This is a genomic window from Arenicella sp. 4NH20-0111 (assembly GCF_040366405.1).
Taxonomy (GTDB): Bacteria; Pseudomonadota; Gammaproteobacteria; order Arenicellales; family Arenicellaceae; genus Arenicella.
This window is the reverse complement of the sequence record NZ_BAABWF010000003.1, coordinates 103,028-125,483: the sequence shown is the minus strand read 5'-3', so window position 1 is coordinate 125,483 and position 22,456 is coordinate 103,028. Positions and strand designations below refer to the sequence as shown.

At 45.8% G+C, this 22,456-nt stretch carries 17 protein-coding genes; 12 read left to right on the top strand and 5 right to left on the bottom strand.

What is annotated here, in order from left to right:
- The first annotated feature begins 82 nt into the window (after window positions 1-82).
- Both ABWW54_RS07985 and ABWW54_RS07980 read left to right on the top strand, forming a co-directional pair.
- On the top strand, window positions 83-1,900 hold the full coding sequence (locus tag ABWW54_RS07985; RefSeq protein WP_353411717.1) for an O-linked N-acetylglucosamine transferase, SPINDLY family protein: 1,818 nt from the start codon (window positions 83-85) through the stop codon (window positions 1,898-1,900).
- Entirely contained in the window at window positions 1,897-3,516 is a 1,620-nt protein-coding gene (locus ABWW54_RS07980) for a tetratricopeptide repeat protein (protein ID WP_353411716.1), read from the top strand. The genes ABWW54_RS07985 and ABWW54_RS07980 overlap by 4 nt, the downstream gene beginning before the upstream one ends.
- A gap of 303 nt (window positions 3,517-3,819) precedes the next feature.
- Here ABWW54_RS07980 and ABWW54_RS07975 read toward each other — a convergent pair whose 3' ends face one another.
- Window positions 3,820-4,296, bottom strand: coding sequence for an arsenate reductase ArsC (locus ABWW54_RS07975; protein ID WP_353411714.1), 477 nt, complete (start codon window positions 4,294-4,296; stop codon window positions 3,820-3,822).
- A 138-nt stretch (window positions 4,297-4,434) separates the two neighbouring features.
- Here ABWW54_RS07975 and ABWW54_RS07970 point away from each other — a divergent pair, with 138 nt between their 5' ends.
- The 4 genes from ABWW54_RS07970 to ABWW54_RS07955 all read left to right on the top strand — a co-directional run bounded on the left by ABWW54_RS07970 (window position 4,435) and on the right by ABWW54_RS07955 (window position 8,263).
- Window positions 4,435-5,493 (top strand): TAXI family TRAP transporter solute-binding subunit, encoded by a 1,059-nt coding sequence (locus ABWW54_RS07970; protein WP_353411713.1) that lies wholly within the window; start codon window positions 4,435-4,437, stop codon window positions 5,491-5,493.
- Window positions 5,494-5,501: 8 nt separating this feature from the next.
- Window positions 5,502-6,113: a carbonic anhydrase gene (locus ABWW54_RS07965; protein WP_353412074.1), complete on the top strand. Its 612-nt coding sequence runs from the start codon at window positions 5,502-5,504 to the stop codon at window positions 6,111-6,113.
- Between the two features lie 148 nt (window positions 6,114-6,261).
- Window positions 6,262-6,939 (top strand): TIGR00153 family protein, encoded by a 678-nt coding sequence (locus ABWW54_RS07960; protein ID WP_353411712.1) that lies wholly within the window; start codon window positions 6,262-6,264, stop codon window positions 6,937-6,939.
- A 46-nt stretch (window positions 6,940-6,985) separates the two neighbouring features.
- Window positions 6,986-8,263: an inorganic phosphate transporter gene (locus ABWW54_RS07955; RefSeq protein ID WP_353411711.1), complete on the top strand. Its 1,278-nt coding sequence runs from the start codon at window positions 6,986-6,988 to the stop codon at window positions 8,261-8,263.
- An 83-nt stretch (window positions 8,264-8,346) separates the two neighbouring features.
- On the opposite strand, the gene ABWW54_RS07950 is transcribed toward ABWW54_RS07955, so the two are convergent.
- Window positions 8,347-9,351 carry a Gfo/Idh/MocA family protein gene (locus ABWW54_RS07950; RefSeq protein WP_353411710.1) on the bottom strand — a complete coding sequence of 335 codons (1,005 nt, stop codon included), beginning with the start codon at window positions 9,349-9,351 and terminating at the stop codon, window positions 8,347-8,349.
- 168 nt (window positions 9,352-9,519) lie between these two features.
- Between ABWW54_RS07950 and ABWW54_RS07945 the strand changes: the two genes are divergently transcribed.
- Window positions 9,520-10,689, top strand: coding sequence for a glycosyl hydrolase family 18 protein (locus ABWW54_RS07945; protein WP_353411709.1), 1,170 nt, complete (start codon window positions 9,520-9,522; stop codon window positions 10,687-10,689).
- Window positions 10,690-10,695: 6 nt separating this feature from the next.
- Here ABWW54_RS07945 and ABWW54_RS07940 read toward each other — a convergent pair whose 3' ends face one another.
- Genes ABWW54_RS07940 through ABWW54_RS07930 form a run of 3 tightly spaced genes read right to left on the bottom strand, consistent with a single transcriptional unit; the run spans window position 10,696 to window position 12,671 of the window.
- Window positions 10,696-11,550 carry a D-hexose-6-phosphate mutarotase gene (locus ABWW54_RS07940; protein WP_353411708.1) on the bottom strand — a complete coding sequence of 285 codons (855 nt, stop codon included), beginning with the start codon at window positions 11,548-11,550 and terminating at the stop codon, window positions 10,696-10,698.
- A gap of 18 nt (window positions 11,551-11,568) precedes the next feature.
- Complete coding sequence (locus ABWW54_RS07935) at window positions 11,569-11,937, bottom strand: hypothetical protein (protein ID WP_353411707.1); 369 nt, start codon at window positions 11,935-11,937, stop codon at window positions 11,569-11,571.
- Window positions 11,928-12,671 carry an acyltransferase family protein gene (locus ABWW54_RS07930; RefSeq protein WP_353411706.1) on the bottom strand — a complete coding sequence of 248 codons (744 nt, stop codon included), beginning with the start codon at window positions 12,669-12,671 and terminating at the stop codon, window positions 11,928-11,930. Before ABWW54_RS07930 ends, ABWW54_RS07935 begins: the two co-directional genes overlap by 10 nt.
- A 111-nt stretch (window positions 12,672-12,782) precedes the next feature.
- Here ABWW54_RS07930 and nagK point away from each other — a divergent pair, with 111 nt between their 5' ends.
- The 5 genes from nagK to ABWW54_RS07905 all read left to right on the top strand — a co-directional run bounded on the left by nagK (window position 12,783) and on the right by ABWW54_RS07905 (window position 22,413).
- Window positions 12,783-13,697, top strand: a complete 915-nt coding sequence (gene nagK, locus ABWW54_RS07925) for an N-acetylglucosamine kinase (RefSeq protein ID WP_353411705.1) — start codon at window positions 12,783-12,785, stop codon at window positions 13,695-13,697.
- A gap of 17 nt (window positions 13,698-13,714) precedes the next feature.
- Entirely contained in the window at window positions 13,715-15,910 is a 2,196-nt protein-coding gene (locus ABWW54_RS07920) for a beta-N-acetylhexosaminidase (RefSeq protein ID WP_353411704.1), read from the top strand.
- Window positions 15,911-15,923: 13 nt separating this feature from the next.
- On the top strand, window positions 15,924-18,011 hold the full coding sequence (locus tag ABWW54_RS07915) for a sodium:solute symporter family protein (protein ID WP_353411703.1): 2,088 nt from the start codon (window positions 15,924-15,926) through the stop codon (window positions 18,009-18,011).
- Between the two features lie 264 nt (window positions 18,012-18,275).
- A complete protein-coding gene (locus ABWW54_RS07910; RefSeq protein WP_353411702.1) occupies window positions 18,276-20,291 on the top strand; it encodes a glycosyl hydrolase family 18 protein in 2,016 nt (671 codons plus the stop codon).
- A 109-nt stretch (window positions 20,292-20,400) separates the two neighbouring features.
- Window positions 20,401-22,413, top strand: coding sequence for a PKD domain-containing protein (locus ABWW54_RS07905; RefSeq protein ID WP_353411701.1), 2,013 nt, complete (start codon window positions 20,401-20,403; stop codon window positions 22,411-22,413).
- The last annotated feature ends 43 nt before the right edge of the window (window positions 22,414-22,456 follow it).

Genomic DNA, 22,456 nt, shown 5'->3' with positions numbered 1-22,456 from the left:
CAGTTGGTGTACACTAACTTTCGGGTTGGGATTAAAAATCAGGGAAATATCAGCTAACCCTTTACACGTAAATGACTCGAACGTGGAACGAAAAAAAATAGAAGAACACCTAAAAAATGGCGAATACAGTACGGTATTCTCTGAATTAAAGAAGCACGATGCATCGGCCTGGCGAGACACCACCGAACTAAGATGCCTGCGTTCAAAGGGCAGCGCAAAGCATGCGCTCTTGTTTGCTCAAAAGCTGCTTGAACAATTGCAAAAGAAAACCAGTCCGTACGGCACCACTCTGTCTGAGCGCAACCACTTACGGCGCTATATAGCACTCGTTTTTGCCGAACAAGGCCAAGCAAGCAAAGCGATTGAACTCATGAAATCCTTATTGGACGCAAGCCCTGGAATTGCAGCCCTTCATCGCGAATACGCTTTTGCGCTCACCACCAATGGTCAATTTGATTTGGCAGAGCAGCAACTAAAATTAGCGTTAATGCTGCACCCTTCTCACGCGTCGACACAAGCTCAACTTGCCCGACTGTATTGTCGCTCTGCCAGAGTTAAGGCTGGGTATGATGGCTACCAACGCGCTGCAACACTTGACCCAGGCAACTCTAACTACATTCAACAACTGGTTCACTGGAGCAACTATTTAACTCACACAACACACCAAAGTAACTTCCAGCTTGCAAAGTGCTGGTCTTCTTCGCTCGCCCACCAATCAAGCCCCCCGTGCCTTAAAGACATTGAAAAAAATCCTGACCGACCGCTCAAAATAGGCTTGGTGTCTGGAAATATGAGAGCACATGCCTCTAGTTTTTTCATCAAACCTCTTCTCCGAGGACTAGACGCCAATGACTTCAGTGTCACGGCCTATCATACTGATCCGAGAGTTGACGCGGTGAGCAAACAAATTAGCAACTTGACAGCAGCTTGGCTCAATTGCGCACAGATGTCAGACGACAAGCTCTCGGAACGAATTATTTCTGACAAAATTGACATTCTAATCGAGTTAGATGGCCACTCGAAAGGCAATCGATTGGCATTGTTTAATCGACGAAATGCGCCCATCCAAATTAGTTGGCTTGGCGGGGTTTCAACCAGCGGATTGGAGCACATAGATTGCCGCATAACAGATCGGTCTCTTGACCCTATAGGTCTGGATGACGCGTTTTATTCAGAATCTCTGGTAAGACTACAAAATGGTGCACTGTGTTATGAACCGTTGAGCAAAACACCCGATGTTAATCCGATCGAAAGCAAAAATATATTTCGCTTTGGCTCATTCAATAGCCCAGAAAAAATATCGACACTGACGCTTGATTGCTGGGCCGCGGCATTGCATGCGGTTAAAAATTCGGCTCTGATGCTCAAGCATAAGCAATTGCAATCGAAACAGGCGCAAGAGCATATTCTTCAGGCCTTAGCCGATAGAGGTATTGACTCAAAGCGCGTCAAAATCCACAGTTCAAAACAAACCGCTATCGACGAACACCTCAACAGTTATAACCAGATCGATTTGGCTCTCGATACAAGTCCATTTAATGGACGAACAACAACATTTGAAGCCTTGTGGATGGGTGTGCCAGTATTATCTTTGAGTGGACATACGCATTGCAGCCGAGTCACGAGCAGTATTTTGAAGCAGCTCAACCTGACCGATTTTGCCACAGAATCCATTCATGAATTTGCAAATCAAGCCCAACGCGTAGCAAATGATCGAACGTCGTTAGTCGATCTTAAAACCAAGTTGCGCTCAAAACTCTCTAACTCCAATTTACTCAATTCCAATCAATTCGGCAGGGACTTTGGCTACGCTATTCGAGAACAATGGCGACAATGGCTGTCGACAAAATCCTCGCAAACAGTGATCAACAATGATATTCAGGCGAGCGTGGTGAAATGATCGATCAATCAGCAAGTAACGCAACGAAGATTATGAAAAAATCCGTGCAGGAACTTCGTGCCGGAAACTTCGATTCAGCCGTCACCCTTACTGACGAGATCCTTGAGCAAGACCCAAATCACGCGGGGGCTAACGCCCTCCAATTTAGCGCTCTATTTAAATCTCAGCGTTTTGAACAGGCTCGGCGAATGGGCACAAAAGCCGCTGAGTTAAATCCAAGATCGGTGTTCATTTTAAATAATCAGGCTTGCTTGCAACTCGAAGCGAAACAGCCTGCCGCTGCGGCCGGATTGTTAAAATCTCTCATCGATCAATTCGGAGAACGAGGCCAATGGCTATACAACCTCGCTTTAGCGCAAAAAATGGTGGGGAACATAGACTATGCACTCACCACATTCGCCAGAACCCTAGATTTCGATCACCAACACGATCGAGCGGCATTTCAATTGGCGGATTGCTTGAAAATAAGTGGAAATCCAGAGCAAGCAGTTCGCGCCTATGATTTTTTACGCCTACTTCGTCATAAACATGCCCCCTCACATTGCAACTATTTGCATCACGCCGTCATTAACAACAGCATAACAAGCCTTGATTTAGAACTCGAAATGGCACTATGGCGCGATCGATTTATCCCCACTGACCGGTGTTACGATACTCACAAGGTGGAAAACGAGCACCAACTGAGAATTGGTTTTTCAATTGGTAGACTGCCATCTATCTGGGTACAGTCGCTCATTGCTCCAGTCATTAATACCTTAGCTGCCGGTCGTGATTCAGTTCATGTTTACTGGCACGACGATCTTTTTGACCAAAATTTATTCGCCGACTCCGTTAACATTAAACCTTCTGCCCAATTGACGGACGCCGATTTCGCCAGAAAGGTGCGTGCTGACCAAATTGATACATTAGTCGATATATGCGGAATGCGCATTGGCGCTCGCCAACGAGCACTTGGCTTGCAAGTAGCAGGGCAACAGTATGGGTGGCTAGGGCACGAAGGGCGCTATGCAACCCCCTTAGTTAAAATATTAGAACCGCTGATGGGATCTCATTGCTATGCAGCGAATCTAAACGAGATCGAATATACTGACCCTCTTCCTGAAAACACATTCACGACCACTGGAACTCATCATGGCATCAGCAATGAAACGGTAAGGGCTTGGTCGAATATATTGCATGCTCTACCGACATGGAAAATTCATATTGACGCCACCAACAAACTTGTCAACAACCGCATTAGAGAACTTTTCTTAGAACAAGGTATCGAACAAGATAGACTTCTGTTTTTATCAAACCCCACATTAGAAAACGGCGCCATAGCGCTAGACAACATCACAGAGAACGATCCAGTATCGGTCATCAATGCACTGCATCAAGGGGCTATCATTGTGGCAAAAACCGGAGACTTATTTCCGGCTCAACACACCAGCAAAATACTGACCCAGTGTGGGAGAAAAAAATGGTTATGCAAGTCCACTTACCACTATCAAACTCAGGCTATAGATTTAGCCACATCCGTAGGACGGAAAGGCCTGACTGAAAACGAATTCGAGCGCAGTAAACTAAACGATATTGCTCAGTTTTCTCAGCATTTACGATCTGTGATTTCGCCATAAACCAATCCTTCTGCGAGCGCATGTGGTAAAACAAACAACTATTTCGTCGCCACCCAACAACAAGTGTTGCAATAAAACAACAAAACAGATGGAAAGTGAATTTTGCAGTTAACCTACCTTAATTTTTTAACTGCAAATGATTGAAAACGCTACTATTTACCCATGAAACGTAAATGAGTATTTATTTTCATAACTCTCTCTTCTTTTTGTTATTCAATCGCCGCTTACTTAAGCGGCGATTTTTTTGGCCAACGTAACGTCAAGCAAATTTCTCAGCTCAACTCTCCTAATAACGTTAACTGGTCACACAATTGTTTGCGCGAGATTGATTAAAAACACCCTTAACGGCTCCCCTCTCAGCACAATTTTAGAAGGCTCAGTTAAACTGGAGACGCGGCGGCTAAGAACATCGATCGTGCGATTGAACGCAAGACGCTCCCTGGATAGATCACCGAGATCGCGGGATGGGTCCACCAATCCCCAATGTACTTGAACTGTTTTATCAAACCATACCGGGCATGTTTCTTGAGCCGCGTCATCGCAAAGCGTGATAATTGCGTCTGGGTCTGAATTTTCGAACTCGTCCCATGATTGACTTACCAGCCCCGTAGCATCAATGCCGTTGTCCTTAAGATACTTAAGCGATAGTGGGTGCACTCTGTCCTGCGGAGAGCTACCCGCGCTGAACGCTTGCAGATCACCCTGCGATAAATGATTGGCGATCGCCTCTGCTAATATGCTTCGACAACGATTATGCGTACATATAAATAGTAATTTCATTTAAATTATTTAGTTATTGCTTTCACTGAGCATTAGACCCCGAGACTAATCTATTACTTGCCAACTTTGTCCCTTTTCTAGAGTTAATTGCAAAGATTAGCTATAGTTCAGATGTTCAGCATGACCTGCACCTAAACAATGAAAATATTGCCCACGAGCAAACTTCCTCTACTCTCTGTCTTAACTGCGATAAGTTTGGCACTGTCGGCGTGCGATCAATTCAAAGTCGCCAATGAAGCAAACAAAGTAGAAGTTGGACAAACGGCTTTAGAACGAAGCGCTCAAAACAACCGACGAAAGTTAACACACTTGTTGTTGGGCACTGGCAGTGTCAAAGGTGTCTATTTCCCAATCGGAGGTGCTATATGTCGATTGGTGAACAGACATAAAGCCTCGCATAGAATTCGGTGTTCACTCGAAAGCACTGGCGGTTCAATTTACAACCTTAGACAACTTCGCGACGACAAGTTCGATTTGGTGTTCGCTCAATCCGATTGGCAATATCATGCCTATCATGGTTCAAGTACTTTTGAGGACAAAGGTCCTGACACAGCGCTAAGAGCGGTATTCGCTTTAGAAGCCGACCCTATCGCTCTAATTGTCAAACAAAACAGCGACATTGCCAGCTTAGATCAACTTGAAAATCGAACAGTCAGTTTTGGTTACACTCGTTCGCTTCAACATCGCATAATGAACGACTTAATTGGGGCCAAAGGATGGTCGAAAGACAATTTTAAAGAGATTCGTCCAATGAGCGACAAAAGGCAAATCGCTCAAATTTGTGATGGACTTCTCGACTCTATTTTATTGCTTACGAGCAGTTTGGAAGACAACCTGAAGTCACTACCCGAGGATTGCGACCTCAAGATATTAGACATTGATGATCCGGCCATTAAGGCATTGATTGCAGACAAACCCTTTTATCGCACCGGAATCATTCAAAAAGGTCGATACCTCAGCAGCACTGAAGACATTCGATCATTTGGTTTGGGAGCAACCTTCGTAGCTCATGAAAGCACCTCACCGAAAGCCATTTATAATGTAGTGAAAGAAGTAGTGGAAAATTTTCGCGACTTTACGTCACTGCATCCATCTCTAGCAACCCTTGTCAAAAAAGAGCTTCCCTACGCCGGCATTTCAATCCCGCTACATCCTGGAGCGGAGCGCTATTACAAAGAAGCTCGATTACTAAAATAAATCTTATAATTATGGACGCAGAACAAGCCCTTAAGAAGTTGAAAAACGGTAACGACCGTTTTGTTAAAGCCATCGAAGGTGGTGCAGCGCTAACCACATCAGTCACGCTCGAAGATGCAAAGAAGGGGCAAACTCCATTTGCCATCATACTCGGTTGCTCAGATTCGAGGGTTCCCCTTGAGTTGGTTTTCCATCGAGGCTTAGGTGAGCTATTTGTCATAAGAGTCGCCGGTAATGTGGTCGCGCCATCGCAAATAGGCAGCATCGAGTTCGCCTGCCAACAATTTGGTACAGAACTTGTCATCGTTTTAGGGCATACGCACTGTGGGGCTGTGAGCGCTACGGTAAACGCACTCATTGATCACCCTGACGAAATTTCCCCGAATATTGCTTCGATTGTGGACCGCGTGACACCCGCCGTACTTCCTGTGGTTAATGCTGATCAGGGCTCTGATAAAGAACTGTTGTTACATAAAGCAATGAAAGCAAATGTACAACACTCTGTTAACAGTCTAACCTCGCGTTCTACTATCATTCGGTCGCTGATAAAAAAGGGCAAACTTAAAGTCGTGGGTGCCGAGTACGCATTAGAAACCGGTAAGGTGGCATTTTACGAGTAACTGGTTCGCCTCCATCATTCACTTCGAAGACGTTCTATATCTGGGTTTAACTCCACGCTACAACCAGCCGTTATAACAATCATAAAGCAGTGGCGATTTTATCTATGCTAATGTTCTATGCAAAAAACACACAACTAAGGTAAGCACTATGGCAGACACTCCTTTTAGCAACTTGTTTGGTCAATCTCCTGTTCGGCCAATACAAGACCATATAAAGTTAGCTCATCAATGCGCCGAATTGCTCGATGATTTTTTTGAAGCATCAGTCGATAACAATTGGGAAACTGCCAGTCAAGTGTACGACAGAATTACAGAGCTTGAACATGCCGCGGATGATGCGAAAAACAACCTTCGGTCAAACCTACCAAACAGCCTCATGATGCCGGTTGATCGAGGCGATCTACTGTTGTTGGTCACCAAACAAGATGAAATCGCTAATTTCACCAAGGATATAGCTGGGATCATGCTGGGCAGAAAAATGCGTTTTCCAGATTCATTGATAGATCAAGTTAGATCCTTCATCAAAACAACCATAGACACTTCAGCCCAAGCCGTCACCGCTGTCAATGAAATGGATGAGCTATTGGAATTGGGCTTTAAAGGTCGAATACTCGACGTCGTTCATAATTTAATCGACCAACTTAATCGTTTAGAACATGAGAATGACGAACAACAAATCCAAATTAGAGCGGCTTTGTTTGAAATTGAAGAACAACTTCCTCCGGTTGAAGTGATGTTCTTATACAAAATCATTGAATGGATTGGTGAGTTAGCCGATTCCGCTCAAAGTGCAGGTGGTAAGCTTCAATTATTGATCGCGCGATAAATACCAGCTATCGAAAAACAAACATTACAACTTTTCTCTTACAACTATGGAAATAATCGCACAACACGGTCACATATTGCTTATTTTAGGCTGCATTTTTGCATTCTTTATGGCTTGGGGTATTGGTGCCAACGACGTCGCAAATGCCATGGGCACCTCGGTTGGCTCACGCGCCTTAACCGTGAAACAAGCCATCATCATTGCCGTAATATTTGAGTTTGCTGGTGCCTATTTGGCCGGCGGAGAAGTTACAGCAACGATTCGCAAAGGCATTCTTGACCCAACACTCATCATGGAACAGCCAGACTTACTGGTTTTTGGCATGATGGCCTCACTCTTAGCCGCCGGCACCTGGCTACTGGTAGCCAGCATGAAAGGCTGGCCCGTTTCTACCACCCACTCAATTATTGGAGCTTTGGTTGGGTTTGCCGCTGTTGGCATTTCAATGGATGCGGTAAATTGGTCCAAAGTTGGGACCATTGTTGCCAGTTGGGTCGTCTCACCTGTACTCGCTGGCACTATTTCTTTCATCCTATTTATGAGCGTTCAAAAATTGATCTTAGACACCGAAAATCCGTTTAAGAACGCAAAGAAATACGTACCGATCTATATGTTCTTTGTAGGCTTTATGATCGGCATGGTGACTCTCCTAAAAGGAGTGAAGAACACAGGGTTTGCACTAGATTTCGGGCTTGGCAGTAAATTTTTGAACAGTCTTCCGCTGGGAGCTCTTATTGGCGTTATTGTCGCGATTATAGGCGGCATCATGTTATCAAGAGTTAAAGAAACGTCGGAGGGAAACAATCGATTTGCGAACGTGGAAAGCCTCTTCGCGATACTTATGATTTTCACCGCTTCTGCCATGGCATTTGCCCACGGTTCTAACGATGTCGCAAATGCCGTTGGCCCGCTAGCCGCAATCGCCAGCGTCATTGAGTCGGGAGGTGAGATCACCAAAAAATCCGCTCTCCCAGCTTGGATTCTGCTACTCGGAGGAATCGGTATCATCGTTGGCCTTGCTACTTACGGATTTAAGGTAATGGCAACAATTGGGCGTAAAATCACTGAGCTCACGCCAAGCCGCGGGTTTGCCGCGGAATTGGGCGCCGCCACCACGGTTGTATTTGCCTCCACATGGGGCCTCCCTATTTCAACCACACACACGTTGGTTGGTGCGGTGTTGGGCGTCGGATTAGCTCGCGGTATTGGCGCTCTGAACCTTAAAGTTGTGGGTAATATTTTTATGTCTTGGGTGGTCACTCTACCCGCAGGCGCCAGCTTATCAATTATTTTCTTTTTCATATTAAAAGCAATATTTGGCTAGCGTTTCGACCGGTTAGAACTCATCAAATATTGACGGGTTCTAACCCTACTCTAAGCTCATAGTAGACTCCACAAAAGTAACCGTCAGAGCGATGACTCTGAATAGTTCAGTCCAATCTGATTACCCACCGCGTCCAATACTCTTAGGACTTCGAGGGTGTTTTTATGTGGCACCAGATCGCTTTGTGTTTTTCCGGCTCGGACACACGAAATTGCCTCACTGATTTGATACTCAAAACCGTTAACGTCAAATTCGAAAACTTCCTCCGCTCTAATACCGTCTATGTTGAGGATAATAGACTGCGCGCCACCCGAAAAAAGGTTGTGCGCTTCCAAAATTCCTTTTGATCCGGTTATTCTAAACACGCCCTCAGAATTGCTATGGCAAGAGCTATAGAAAAGACCAGTCACTCCGTCTTCAAAGGTTAGCGCAATACTGGTTTTAGCATCGACGCCCGTCTCACATAAAACGGTACTTGCTAAAATGCCAGTCGGCACACCTGATAACGCGTTTGCCAACGCGACCGGATACACGGCGAGATCCAGAGTGACGCCCCCGCCAAGCTCTCGATTAAACAACCGATGCTTAGGCTCAAATGGGAAGTAATAACTCAAATCACAGCTATAATTATCGACTATACCTATCTGATCGGCTTCAATAATAGACTCAATACGGCGCCAGATTGGTAATGTTTTTGTCCAAAGCGCCTCCATTAAAAACGTGTGACTTTCACCAGAAAGTGCCACCAACTCCGAGGCCTGCTTACTGTTAATGGTCAATGGTTTCTCGCACAACACCGGTTTTTTTGCCTTCAATAGAGCGGCAGCCAACGTATAGTGCGAAGGATGAGGTGTTGCGACATAGACTGCATCCACACCACCATCTTCTATAAGTTCTGAGATGTTTGTGTAACAGTTTGGCTCGGCGACAAGTCCCCTAGCGCTGCTGCGCATGAACGCCAATGCCTTACTCTCACTGGTTCCCAGTACTCCTTTTATTTTTCCGTATTTATCACTCTGGCACAGGACACTTGCAAATCGCTCAGCAATTCCACCCGTACCAACGATGGCCCAATTAAAAACACTCATGAAAACTCAACTCTTGATTGATAAATAGTAAAATCTCAAAGTCGGCTACTTACACTAAACAAATAGCCTCTATTGACCCTATTGCGTCAAACGAATAGAATCACATCTTAATGACAACGTTGTCATTTTTACACAGACGGTAACGCTAAGCAAGGTTTAAACCAATTCATGAGTATGCAACTTTACATCATCATTCCGCAAAGGCTGGTCTTTATATCCCTACTAATCAGCGCGGCTCTGTTTCACGACTCCACGCATGCTGAGCTGCAAGGCGAGTGGCAAACCACCGAACAAACGACAAAAATTGCGTATTTAACTTCGTGGTCACTGCCTCATAATGCGGTCAGTCTCTTAAGCAAATCCAACGCCGACGTATACATTCTTTCTTTTGCTAGGTGGGATAAAAGTGGGCGAATTTCAAGCTCAAATGGACTATTGGACCTGCCCAAAGCGTCCCCAAAACACATTCCTCAAAGCTATTTGACCTGGACGCAGTTAGCTCACGAATTTCCACACAAAAAAATGATAATTTCATTCGGCGGGCAAGAATTTGAAGATATATGGGACTCAATGGGAACCGACGTATCAATAGAAAAACTGGCGCAGAGTATTACACAATTGCTCAATACCAAGTTTCCAGTTTATACCCGTACATCGATGATCGGTAAAACTCTACCCAATAAAGCCGTCAGCAATGCTCACAAATACTCCGCCGACAAAAGTCAGACCAGTTGCAATCAATGTGTCTACCACCTATTGGGGTATACAACGTTATCAGGCATCGACTTCGACTTTGAGCACTCGACCAGGCTAACCGAGAAACAGAACGGATTGCTGACCAATTTAGTCAAACTGATACGTAAGAAGGTCGGCAAAGAAAAGCTCATAGCCTTAACCACCTACCACGTAGGGGCCGACCCGTTGAATTGTGCAAACCCGAAAATCACCGCTGATTGCTCCTTTATCCGACACGATCGATCAAAACATCATGGCGAGGTACGACCGTTATTGGCATCAACGCTCGGCGTTTTCGACTTCTACAACATTATGACTTATGACGCTGGGCGTGAGTTTGACTACAAAACCGCAATGGCAAATTACAACTCGATAATCAAACAGGCGAGCAAATTGAGGCTTGGCGTCTCGATTAACCGACAATGGGGCCCTTATGGTGGATTCGTCATGCCTCACCACGAAAATGTATCACGCGTAAAATGGCTTAAAGAACAAGGCTTTGGAGGGTATTTTCTTTGGGCGCTCGGCGCAAGCACCGAATTACGCGACCTTCACTCGCAGATCGCACTATTTAACGAATTATCAGGGGCGTCAGAAGAATAATGTAGTTTAGCTATCCAGCAATGTTAACCGTTGCGACCCCAACCATTCGCTGCCTGCTGGCACACGTACATCCTTGCTAGCAATGACGGATTCAACACACAGCATTCGCGCATAATCTCCAACAGACATGTCGCTCAATTGGCTTTCTCCATGACTCCATGGATTCCAAACCATCGTTTCTTCAAAGCCCGTAGACCTAATTGAGAGACTACGTTCAGGCGAAATCAAACGCAGTTCATTAACCGCGGCGGGATGAAAATACAGGCGGTCTATCGCTTTATCGAATGTTAGATACGGACTGTCTTCGGTTCCCATTGCTCGACTTTCCAGAAAATCACATCCCAGCAACCCAACTAAGCGTGTATTCCCAACATTCTCGGTTGCCAGATAGGTATGCAACCCGCCGCGGAAACAAAACTCATCCAACCCACTATTCTCTATTCGATACAGCATTGCTACGCTAGCATCACGGAGTTCAATGATTAGACTGACTCGAAACTCATGTGGCCAATACGTCCGAGTAACTGGAGTATCACTGAGACAAAGCTCAACAGATTCTCCCCACTCATGCGACAGCTGCTCCTTAACTCGCCAATTCATTATTCGAGCAAACCCATGATTAGGCATAGTCTCTTGAACTCCAAATTTGGGAAATAGCACAGGAACACCACCGCGAATGGGGGCACTTGCATTCATGACCGCGTTATCGCTTAAATAGAGCTGCTCGGAATGATTAGGCAGCGGCCGCCAAGATAAAAGGTGCCCGCCAAAAAGTGACATTGTCGCTCTAGCACCTCCTTCCGTGGATAAGTGAAGCAGTTCAACAGACTCGAGGCCGTCGCCCGTATTATTGTGTTTCATAGGACAGTACCAAATAGACTAAATTTTTATGAAGGTTTTCTTTTTATACAATGCCCAAGACACTACCCAAAAGACGACAACATGAAACAGCGCAAAGCTTAATGATGCTTGCCTTGGAGACAGCGCAGGTTGTAGCCCTAGCCATATTAGCTGCACTAACGATTTGCCTCCGGCGGAATCAATTGTTATAGCGTAAGGAAGCGTTGCTAAAAGCCAAGATAAACAGTATATGAACAATGAATTTGAGCCATAAACCTTCAATGGATAAACCAGAGGCGACCATCGAAATACATCAGCAACCACCACACAAAACGCCAAAACCCACAATGCGAAGCCACCACTGATAAACACGAACGGGACACTCCACAAGTTTTTGTTTATCGGCATATACTGAGCAAGATAATACCCAAGGGATAAGCACAGCCCCCCCATACCATAAGTCTATATAAGGCTTTACACGGCTCCGAGTAAGAACTCAACCTTCTCGCCGACTCAAACCCAAAAATCAAGGTTACCGTAGCAGGAATTGAGCTCAACAAGCCTTCGGGCTCAAAAGACGTACCGTTGATCTTCCACATACGTTCCTCACCCAAGAAGAACGAATCAACCAATGCTAAAATATTTCTATCTAATGAATATGGCTCATCCCCTCCGAACAAGACAAACAACAGGTTGTACCCAATCAACGCCAATATGCATATTGCGTATAACGCCCTAGTTTTACATAGAAAAATCAGTATGGTCCCTAAAAGATAACAAATTGAAATCCGCTGTAAGACGCCCATGACACGAACATTTGGTTGATTCAATAAGTACGCGTTATAACAATTTAACGCCAATCCTAGAGCGAACAAAATCAGAAATCTACGTAACACTTTCGTCATCGTTGGCTTCGACATCAAGAACCCTTGTTCACGAAACGCAAAGAATATCGATGCCCCGACAATATAGAGGAAGAACGGAAACACTAAGTCCGTCGGGGTTAATCCTTCCCACTCTGAATGCAACAAAGGTGAGTAAACGCTACCCCAATCCCCCGGAGTATTAACCAATATCATCAACCCTATTGCCAATCCTCGAAATACATCTAAAGCAACGTAACGGTGGTTATTTTCAATCATAAGGTATTGCAGCAAACAAATTCTTGACAACGTTGTCATTTGCTCTATGATAATAAAATACCTTGAAGATGACAACCGGCCACGCTTTTGTAATTTGCCGAGATTAGTAAAATGACATACATAACACCCATCACACATGACAACAATCTGTTCATCGGCATCGATGGCGGCGGAAGTAAATGTAAAGCCAAGTTACTCTCCGCCGATCATACTAGACAAGGCATTGGCGTATCAGGCCGCGCAAACCCAGTGCAGGGATTTGATCGAGCGATAGAATCGATTATTGACTCCGCGTCAAAAGCGCTCGAAGACGCTGGTCTATCCAGACGACGCTTATGCGATGTTACCGCTGGAGTCGGTCTAGCAGGAGTAAACCTACCATCGGCCTTCGAGCAAATTTCGAATTGGAATCACCCATTCAAGAAAATGCATCTAACAACCGACTTGCACATTGCTTGTCTCGGCGCGCACGATTATAAAGATGGATCTGTCATTATTTGCGGCACCGGTTCCTGTGGCATCACGATCAACAATACATTCACTCGAATTTATGGCGCTCACGGGCTTCCCCTTGGTGATCAAGGCAGTGGAGCCTGGTTAGGCGTACAAGCTCTGTCCGCTATTTTATTGTCGAATGATGGCTTAGGGCCTGCCACTGCGTTGAGCGATGTCGTGTGTGACTACCTCGGAACCACACCAGACCAAGTTACAAACTTAATGATAAACAAACCAAGCAAAGAGTTCGCTAAGTTGGCGCCTCTTGTCTTCGAGGTCGCTGAAGCCGATGATCCAACGGCGGTTAGCATTGTTAAAGCGGGAGCTGGCTACCTGAATGACATGGCCGAGATGATTTTAGATGATCATGATAGTCCCTTGGCGATGATAGGTGGTCTACGAGGTAAAATGATTGAGTGGTTCAGTCCTGATGTTAGAGATCGTATTTGCGAACCAGCGCATGCTCCCGAAGATGGCGCATTGTATTATGCAAAAACGCAATCTGAAATCAGTCAACCCAACGCTGTATAAAAGCAACATTCTCCGACATGCCCTCTCTTGATCTAATTCCCCTTCCGAGTGAGCTTCAACTACTCAATGGTCAAATTCAGTTTAACAGTCTTGATGCAGTCTACGTTGGCACCCCATTAGCATCACAAACGGCATCCTATCTCGCTCGCGCTTGGGATGAATTTGGCTGGCGTTCCCTTTCAATACTGCCCACTGAGATTTCACCAAAGGTCAACGGCATCCACATTGAATTAAGCGGCTCAATGCCCGAAGCCAGCTATGAACTAACCACGGACGATCAACGAATTTTAATATACGCTGGCGGTGATCAAGGCGTGTTCTACGCCGTCCAAACGCTCTTGCAGATTACACGATTAAACGGCTCAGAAACGCCAAATTTTCGCATCATAGACAGCCCTCGATGTGAATATAGAGGCATGCACTTAGATGTCAGCAGGCATTTCCGTCCGATCACTGACATCAAGAAAATGTTAGATCTAATGGCCCGCTTCAAGATGAATCGCTTCCATTGGCATCTCGTTGATGATCAGGGCTGGCGAATACACATTGATAAATATCCCTTACTCACTGAAATAGGCAGTCATCGCTCAGCAACGGTCATAGATCATTCTTTAGACAGAAACGCCCGAATAGATCATTCCGAACATTCAGGGTTTTATTCGAAGCAAGATATTAAAGATATTATCGAATATGCCAGCGAACGACATATATTGGTAATTCCTGAAATCGACCTTCCAGGTCACAGCTCCGCTCTGCTGGCGGCATACCCCAACCTTGCTTGCCAGGTGCCTAACAACAAAACTGACGTCAAGACTCACTTTGGCGTTTTTAAACATGTTCTGTGTAACCGTCCCTCAGTTTTTAACTTTCTGAGCGATATTTTTACGGAGATAGCTGAGTTGTTTCCTGGTCCATACATTCACATTGGTGGCGATGAAGTCAAGAAAGACCATTGGAGCGTATGCCCAGAATGCCAAGCAATAAAGGCCCAGGAGCACCTTAGTGACGACGCTCAATTGCATGGCTACTTTATTGAAAAAGTGGTAGGTATGCTTAGCAAGCTTGGTAAAAAAGCAATTTGTTGGGATGATTCTCTCGATGCCACGAACCTGGATTCTGACGTTTTAATCATGTCTTGGCTCGGCGAAGTTAGTGCAAAAAGTGCTTTGGAACGCGGGCATAAGGTTGTAATGACGCAAGGCAACCTCTACTTCGACTTTTATCAATCTCTCTCGATTAATGAACCTATGTCAATTCATGGTCACGCTCCACTGCGAGAGGTTTACAACTTTGACCCATTAGAGTTGGATAACAACATTCTAGGCGCTCAAGCCAACGTATGGACCGAATACATTAGGTCCATGCAACACCTCGAATACGCGCTGTTACCGCGCATGTTGGGTCTCGCGGAAATACTATGGACATCAAAAGATAAACAAGACTGGACGTTATTCAAGAAAAGACTGAGCAACAACACCCAGTTACTCAAATCTCAAGGATTTAACGTTTCAGACAGCCACCTCACCCCGGAATTCAACGTACAGTGGCTACAGAGCAATCGCTATGAGGTGTCTTTTGTTGACACAGACCCTCATCTTGAAATCCTGTTTACCGAAGACGAGTCGATTCCATCTATTGATTCAGAACGGTTCAAACAAAAAACCAGCTTTTGTTCTCAAAAAATAATTCATGCTCGTTATTTTGATCCTCAAAACAAGCAACTCTATGACACCGTACGAATACAGGTAGAACCTCACTTAGCAGTAGGCAAAAAAGTTACTCTTTCGCATGATCAGGACACAAAGCATCTGGTCGAGAATTTGGACTTGCTAACCAATGGCCAACCACAGCAGGGGCAACGATTTCAGCACAACCAATGGGCTTTGATAGAAGGGCTTAGCAATTTTGAACTGACTATTGATCTTCTCAAAGAAACCCAGTTCACGATGGTGAGCCTTGGCTTTGATGGTGCGCTAGGTCGTTCATTGTATTTCCCGGTCTCAATGACAATATTGGTTTCACATAATGGCAATTCATGGTCAAGCCCTAACGTCGATGTCAGAAAATCTGATCAAAGAATCAACTTGACCACACAGGAGACAGGCGCCCGCTATGTAAAAATAGCCATCGATAATACGCAAACTGTGTTCTCCCATGAAAGCGAATCCCAGGTCATCCCACCAATCTATATTGATGAGATTGTGATTAAATAAATGAAGGCTTAACATGATAGATAAAACGGTGCTTTCCACCCTAGACTGGTCGATTATCGGCATTATCTTGGCCGCAACTTTTGCAATTAGTCTGCTGATTAAGGATAAAAGCTCGAAAGGCGGAGTCGAAGATTTTTTCACGGCGAATCGGAGCGCAAAGTGGTGGTTTCTTGGCACCTCCATCGCTGCCACTACGTTTGCCTCTGACACGCCACTGGTGATCTCGGGTTGGATCGCGAACTTTGGAATCGCGGGAAATTGGTTTTGGTGGGGTGGTGCCGCAGGAGTAATCGCCATCACCGTATTTTTCGCCAGAGTGTGGCGCTCCACAGGTGTTGTTACCGATGCTGAAATCGCCGAACTACGTTATGGCGGAACACCGGCGATGATCTTGCGCACAAGCAAAGCGTTCGTTTTCTCTGTTGTTGTTAATTGCATAGTCCTTGGCTGGGTCTTTGCTGGCATGTCTAAGATCACTGAGCCGTTCATGGACTGGCAAACCATCCTAGGAAGTGACTTATATCAAACGGTGACTAACTATTATCCACAGGCCCTCATATTCAATGACCTTAATTCCAGTTTAACCATTTTCACATTGGTCCTTATTACATTGATTTACTCGTCATGGGGTGGATTAAAGGCCATTTTAATCACCGATATGGTGTGGTTTGTCCTGGCCATGAGTATGGCCGTTATCTTAAGCATCTACGCGGTGGATAGCGTTGGCGGCTTGCAAGCTATGTGGCAACAATTAGAAGCTACCTACCCCAAAAACAATCCAGGCGTAGGTCTGGATGGGAAGGCATTTTTAAATCATGAGCAAATAAGTTCATTTGCACCTTCTTTCTCAGGGGATGCCAGTGGATCATTGGGTATTCCCTTTAGCGCCTTTATTCTTACACTTACATTCATGTGGTGGACTAATGGCAATGTAGACGGCGCTGGCTTTTTTGCTCAACGGTTATACAGCGCAAAGAACAACGAAGAAGCTGAAAAAGGAGCACTGTGGTATGGCTTAGCTCACTTTGTGTTTCGATCTTGGCCATGGGTCATTGCCGGCGTTGCTGCGCTCGTCATCTACCCTAGGGCCGATGTGAACATCGCCGCTGCTCAATTCAATGATTGTTTAAAGAACGACAGTAGTTGTACCGTTCAAATGAAACGATGCTTGGAAAACCGATACACGTGCGAAATTCCAGAATATAGCCTTCTCTTTAAAACCACAGTAGAGAATGATCAGGGGGAACAGGAGCTTCAATATCGCGAAGACCGTGAGCGAAGCTATCCAGCTCTAATCAAAGACGTACTTCCAAAGGGCCTAATTGGGCTAGCACTAGTGGCATTGATGGGCGCGTTTATGTCTACTGTTTCAACACATATTAATTGGGGCGCATCGTACATCGCCAACGATTTCTATCTGCGCTTTCTAAATCCAGAGGCATCGGATAGAAAGTTAGTTTTGGTTAGCAGGCTATCAACCGTTTCAATCACCTTAACCGCAATCGTTGTCGCCTCATTCATTGAAAACGTAGGAGCGATGTGGGAACTTTACCTAGGCATGATGGCCGGTTTGGGTCTGCCCCATCTCTTACGATGGTTTTGGTGGCGCGCAAACGCTTGGACTGAAATTTCAGGAATGTTAACGGGCTTGTTGTTGGCCATTTGTAACTACGTTCTCAGCTACAATCAAATGTTGCCCGATGGTCAGATTTCCGTCTTCCCAATCTGGATGGCTAACCATCCCATACACGTTATATGTTGGATCTCATTAGTAAGTACTCTGTCCGCTATCAGCATGACGTTTCTCACACCAGCGGTGGATGACGATATTCTAAAACGATTTGTAGCAAAGGTTAAACCGATCGGTTTTTGGAAAACGCTAAACGCCGAACATCCTGCCAGAAGAAACTTCAGAGACTCCTGCTTTTACTTTTTACTGGGCTGTGTCGGGCTTTATTCTGGGATGTTTGGCCTAGGATATCTACTAAAACTAGATTACATTCTTGGCGGCAGCTTGTTAATCACCTTTGTTATAAGTATGTTTTTAATGATAAAGGGCATGAACAGAATCTCTTCAAACAAACCAAAGGTCTCTCTCTAAGATCATAATAAAGCTGAAGTCTATCTTACGGATATTCGTATCTCTAACAAACCAGCGCTTTAATATGAGCAATCTATAGCATTTACCCCGAGTATCTAAGACATTTGTCTTCTAAACGTAGACAACGTTGTCTTAATAGGGTAACGTTTATTTATGACAACGTTGTCTTAACGTGCGTCATGTGATTTTGCGTTCATTTAAGAAAGGTCGTTTCGAACCTACTCGACGCAAAGTAGAAAACAAACCATCAGGAGACCCTATAACATGCATACCTTATTTAAGAGCGTCGTTTTAGTTGGAATGGGCAGCTTTGCCCTGACTACTGAAGCCGCAGACTGTACCAATCTGAATAACTGGACCGCACAGACTGTCTATAACACCGGGGACACGATCCAGTCCGACTCAAAGGCTTATCAAGCTAACTATTGGACACAAGGTAACTTACCGGCCAATCACTCTGGGCAATGGGCTCATTGGACTGATCTCGGCAGTTGCTCAACTGGCGGTGGTGATACTGGCGGTGGTGATACTGGCGGTGGTGATACTGGCGGTGGTGATACTGGCGGTGGTGATACTGGCGGTGGTGATACTGGCGGTGGTGATACTGGCGGTGGTGATACTGGCGGCGGTGATACTGGCGGCGGTGATACTGGCGGCGGTGATACTGGCGACTGTTCTGGAGTTGCATACAGCGCAGGAACAGCTTACTCATCTGGCCAAAGTGTCTCTAATAATGCTGAGGAATTTACATGTAATGTCGCGGGTTGGTGCTCATCTTCAGCAGCATGGGCTTACGAACCTGGCGTTGGTGCCCATTGGCAAGACGCATGGAGCAAAGTCGGCTCGTGCGGAACCGGTGGTGGCGACACCGGAGGCGGCGATAACAATGTATCACCAACGGCTAATGCAAACGGCACCTACTCTGGATTGGCTGGCGCCTCGATTATCTTTTCAAGTGCTGGATCCGATGATTCAGATGGAACCATCAGCACTTACGCATGGAATTTTGGCGATGGCTCAACTTCGTCACTGGAAAACCCCAGCCATGCCTACGCAAATGCTGGCACCTACACCGTTTCATTAACCGTAACAGACAATGATGGCGCAATTGGTAGCTCAACTACCACAGCCTCAATAACCGATGACAATACGCCACCACCCGTCACCGGAGATAAAAAGGTAATTGGCTATTTCGCAGAATGGGGCGTTTACGGTCGAAATTACCATGTCAAAGATCTCGTCACCAGCGGTTCAGCTCCACGCCTGACTCATATTGTTTACGCTTTCGGTAACGTTCAAAATGGTCAGTGTGTAATGGGGGATTCATTTGCCTCAACCGACAAATTCTACAGCGCGGCTGACAGCGTCGATGGTACCCCAGACACGTGGGACACTGGCGCCCTAAGAGGAAGCTTCAATCAACTTCGAAAACTAAAGGCCTTATATCCAAACATTAAAATTGTATGGTCATTTGGCGGTTGGACATGGTCTGGTGGTTTCGGACAAGCCTCGCAAAACGCCACTTCTTTTGCCGAATCTTGCTACAACCTTGTGAATGACCCTCGATGGGCTGATGTCTTCGATGGCATTGACATTGATTGGGAATACCCTAATTCCTGTGGCCTAAGTTGTGACTCCAGTGGTCCCGCGGCCTACACCACGTTAATGCAAGCGCTTCGAGCCAGATTTGGAAATCAATTAGTGACTGCGGCAATCGGTGCCGGTTCAGCCAAGTTGAATGCAGCCGATTACGGACCTGCAGCGCAATATCTAGACTTTTACATGTTGATGACCTATGACTTTTTTGGTGGATGGGATGCAACCGGGCCAACAGCGCCTCATTCAGCACTTGATTCATACGCCGGAATTCCAGCAGACAGAGCAGACTTTTATTCCTCCAATGCGGTCACCCTGCTCAAAAGTTTTGGTGTGCCGTCAAATAAAATCTTATTAGGAATCGGTTTTTACGGTCGTGGCTGGACTGGAGTAACTCAAAGCACGGCTGGCGGTAGCGCTTCCGCGGCAGCAGCAGGAACGTATGAAACAGGGATTGAAGACTATAAAGTTCTCAAGACCAGTTGCCCAGCGACAGGAACCATCGCTGGAACCGCCTACGCACATTGCGGTAACAACTGGTGGAGTTACGACACACCTTCCACAATTCAAGGGAAAATGAACTATGCAAAGCAACAAGGCTTAGGCGGAGCATTTTTCTGGGAGTTCAGCGGAGACACGTCGAACGGTGAGCTAATCAAAGCAATCAGCGATAACCTTCAGTAAACGTCATGCGACGGGGTTGGGCAGTAAATGAACACTGCCCAACCATTAATTCGGCTAACAAGGAAGTCAGCCTTAGGTAACCCATCTCAGCAATCAGAGAGAATTGACAATGAAAAAGACAACGTTAAATACCCTAATAGCGCCACTATGGCTATTAGCTTTATCAAGCAGCACTGCGCACGCGGTCGATTGTTCCGCGTTATCCAATTGGACTAGCCAGAATATCTATAATACAGGCGATGTAATTCAACACAGCAACCGAGGCTATCAATCGAACTATTGGTCTCAAGGCCAAAACCCGATACAGTTTTCCGGACCATGGCAACATTGGCAAGATTTAGGCGTTTGTGACGGAGGTGTCGGTAATGAAAATCTAACCCCTTCCGCCCAAATAAATGGCCCCTATTCAGCCACCGTAAACGCACCAATTAGTTTTTCGAGTCTTGGCTCAACTGATTCAGACGGTACAATTGATAGCTATTCTTGGAGTTTTGGCGATGGATCAACGAGTACAAACGCAAACCCAATGCACGCCTATTCCATATCAGGAACCTATACCGCAACCCTCACGGTTGTCGATAACGAAGGCGCTTCGGACACTGAGTCGACTGCCGTCACCATAGCGGGAGACTCAAATGGCTCCAGCTGCGATGGTTTAGCCTCTTACATCGCGGGAAGCAGTTATCACGTTGGTGAACGAGTTGTAAATCGTGTCATTGGAGCTCAATCGGACACAGAATACAGTTGCAAGATCGCAGGCTGGTGCTCGTCGGCTGCGGGTTGGGCTTATGAACCGGGAAATGGCGCTCATTGGCAATCAGCATGGAACGAAATTTCAAGCTGCGATACAAACACAGGATCAAATATAGCGCCAAGCGCAAACCTGAATGGCCCCTATAATGGCAGCATCAATTCACCAACCACTTTCTCGAGCGCAGGCAGCATTGACTCTGATGGCAACATTACCGCTCACAGCTGGAGTTTTGGCGACGGAAACACAAGCTCCCAGGCCAATCCATCACACCAGTACTTGAGTACCGGGACATACACCGTCACACTGACTGTCACTGATAACGAAGGAGCGTCAGCAACGTCTTCTACCACGGCTACGATCAGTGACGGCAACACCAATCCCGGATCGCCTTTGGCTTCACGAATTCTGGTAGGCTATTGGCATAACTTCATTAATCAAGCCGGTTACCTCCCCATTTCGAATGTAAGCTCTGATTGGGACATCGTTAACTTATCTTTCGCTGAAAACAAACCAGGTGGGGCTCCTGGGGAAGTGGCTTTCGAGCCAGCCGAAGAAACCGAAGCTGCGTTTTTATCGGGCGTACAACTTCTTCAATCCAGAGGTCAAAAGGTGTTGATTTCATTAGGTGGTGCAAACGCACATATCACACTAAACAACACTACTGAGCGAGATAATTTCATCAGAACCATGGGAGACATTATTGCCAGGTTTAATCTTGATGGAATGGACATTGACCTTGAAGGTGGCTCATTAAACATGACAGCAGGCGATACGGTGGAAAGCCCCCAAACACCGGCAATCGTAAACCTGATAGAGGCAACTAAACAAATCAAGGCTAGATTTGGGTCGGACTTTATTTTAACAATGGCACCAGAAACCGCTTACGTGCAGGGCGGCTATCAAACCTTTGGCGGAATCTGGGGTGCGTATTTACCCTTAATACACGCGCTACGAAATGATCTAACCGTATTACATGTTCAGCACTACAATACTGGATCTATTTTGGCTGCCGACAATGGAATTTATCAAGCGGGGTCTGCGGACTTCCATGTCGCATTATCGGACATGATGATTACTGGCTTCGCTGCGGGTCAAAATCCCAACAATTTTTTCCCCGGACTGCGCGCAGACCAAGTTGCAATAGGTTTACCGGCAACCGCGGGCGCAGCCTCATCTGGTCAAACAACCACGGCCAATGTCCACGCTTCGCTAAATTGTCTAATTAAGCTTCAACAATGTGGCTCCTATACTCCAGCTGCACCAAGGACGAGTTTTCGGGGACTAATGACCTGGTCAATAAACTGGGATGTATTTGAAAGCGGTGTGTTCTCAACACCTCATCGAATTTATCTAGATGCTAATCAGTAAAATTACCTATCTGTTTACGAAGGGTGTTCAGTGAGAGCACCCT

Excerpts from the sequence above, each read along its gene's own strand:
- ABWW54_RS07910 (WP_353411702.1), top strand. The coding sequence starts at position 18,276 with ATGCATACCTTATTTAAGAGCGTCGTTTTAGTTGGAATGGGCAGCTTT.
- ABWW54_RS07975 (WP_353411714.1), bottom strand. The coding sequence starts at position 4,296 with ATGAAATTACTATTTATATGTACGCATAATCGTTGTCGAAGCATATTA.
- ABWW54_RS07960 (WP_353411712.1), top strand. The coding sequence starts at position 6,262 with ATGGCAGACACTCCTTTTAGCAACTTGTTTGGTCAATCTCCTGTTCGG.
- ABWW54_RS07905 (WP_353411701.1), top strand. The coding sequence starts at position 20,401 with ATGAAAAAGACAACGTTAAATACCCTAATAGCGCCACTATGGCTATTA.
- ABWW54_RS07935 (WP_353411707.1), bottom strand. The coding sequence starts at position 11,937 with ATGCCGATAAACAAAAACTTGTGGAGTGTCCCGTTCGTGTTTATCAGT.
- ABWW54_RS07920 (WP_353411704.1), top strand. The coding sequence starts at position 13,715 with ATGCCCTCTCTTGATCTAATTCCCCTTCCGAGTGAGCTTCAACTACTC.
- ABWW54_RS07955 (WP_353411711.1), top strand. The coding sequence starts at position 6,986 with ATGGAAATAATCGCACAACACGGTCACATATTGCTTATTTTAGGCTGC.
- ABWW54_RS07930 (WP_353411706.1), bottom strand. The coding sequence starts at position 12,671 with ATGATTGAAAATAACCACCGTTACGTTGCTTTAGATGTATTTCGAGGA.
- ABWW54_RS07970 (WP_353411713.1), top strand. The coding sequence starts at position 4,435 with ATGAAAATATTGCCCACGAGCAAACTTCCTCTACTCTCTGTCTTAACT.
- ABWW54_RS07940 (WP_353411708.1), bottom strand. The coding sequence starts at position 11,550 with ATGAAACACAATAATACGGGCGACGGCCTCGAGTCTGTTGAACTGCTT.
- ABWW54_RS07980 (WP_353411716.1), top strand. The coding sequence starts at position 1,897 with ATGATCGATCAATCAGCAAGTAACGCAACGAAGATTATGAAAAAATCC.
- ABWW54_RS07915 (WP_353411703.1), top strand. The coding sequence starts at position 15,924 with ATGATAGATAAAACGGTGCTTTCCACCCTAGACTGGTCGATTATCGGC.
- nagK (WP_353411705.1), top strand. The coding sequence starts at position 12,783 with ATGACATACATAACACCCATCACACATGACAACAATCTGTTCATCGGC.
- ABWW54_RS07950 (WP_353411710.1), bottom strand. The coding sequence starts at position 9,351 with ATGAGTGTTTTTAATTGGGCCATCGTTGGTACGGGTGGAATTGCTGAG.
- ABWW54_RS07945 (WP_353411709.1), top strand. The coding sequence starts at position 9,520 with ATGAGTATGCAACTTTACATCATCATTCCGCAAAGGCTGGTCTTTATA.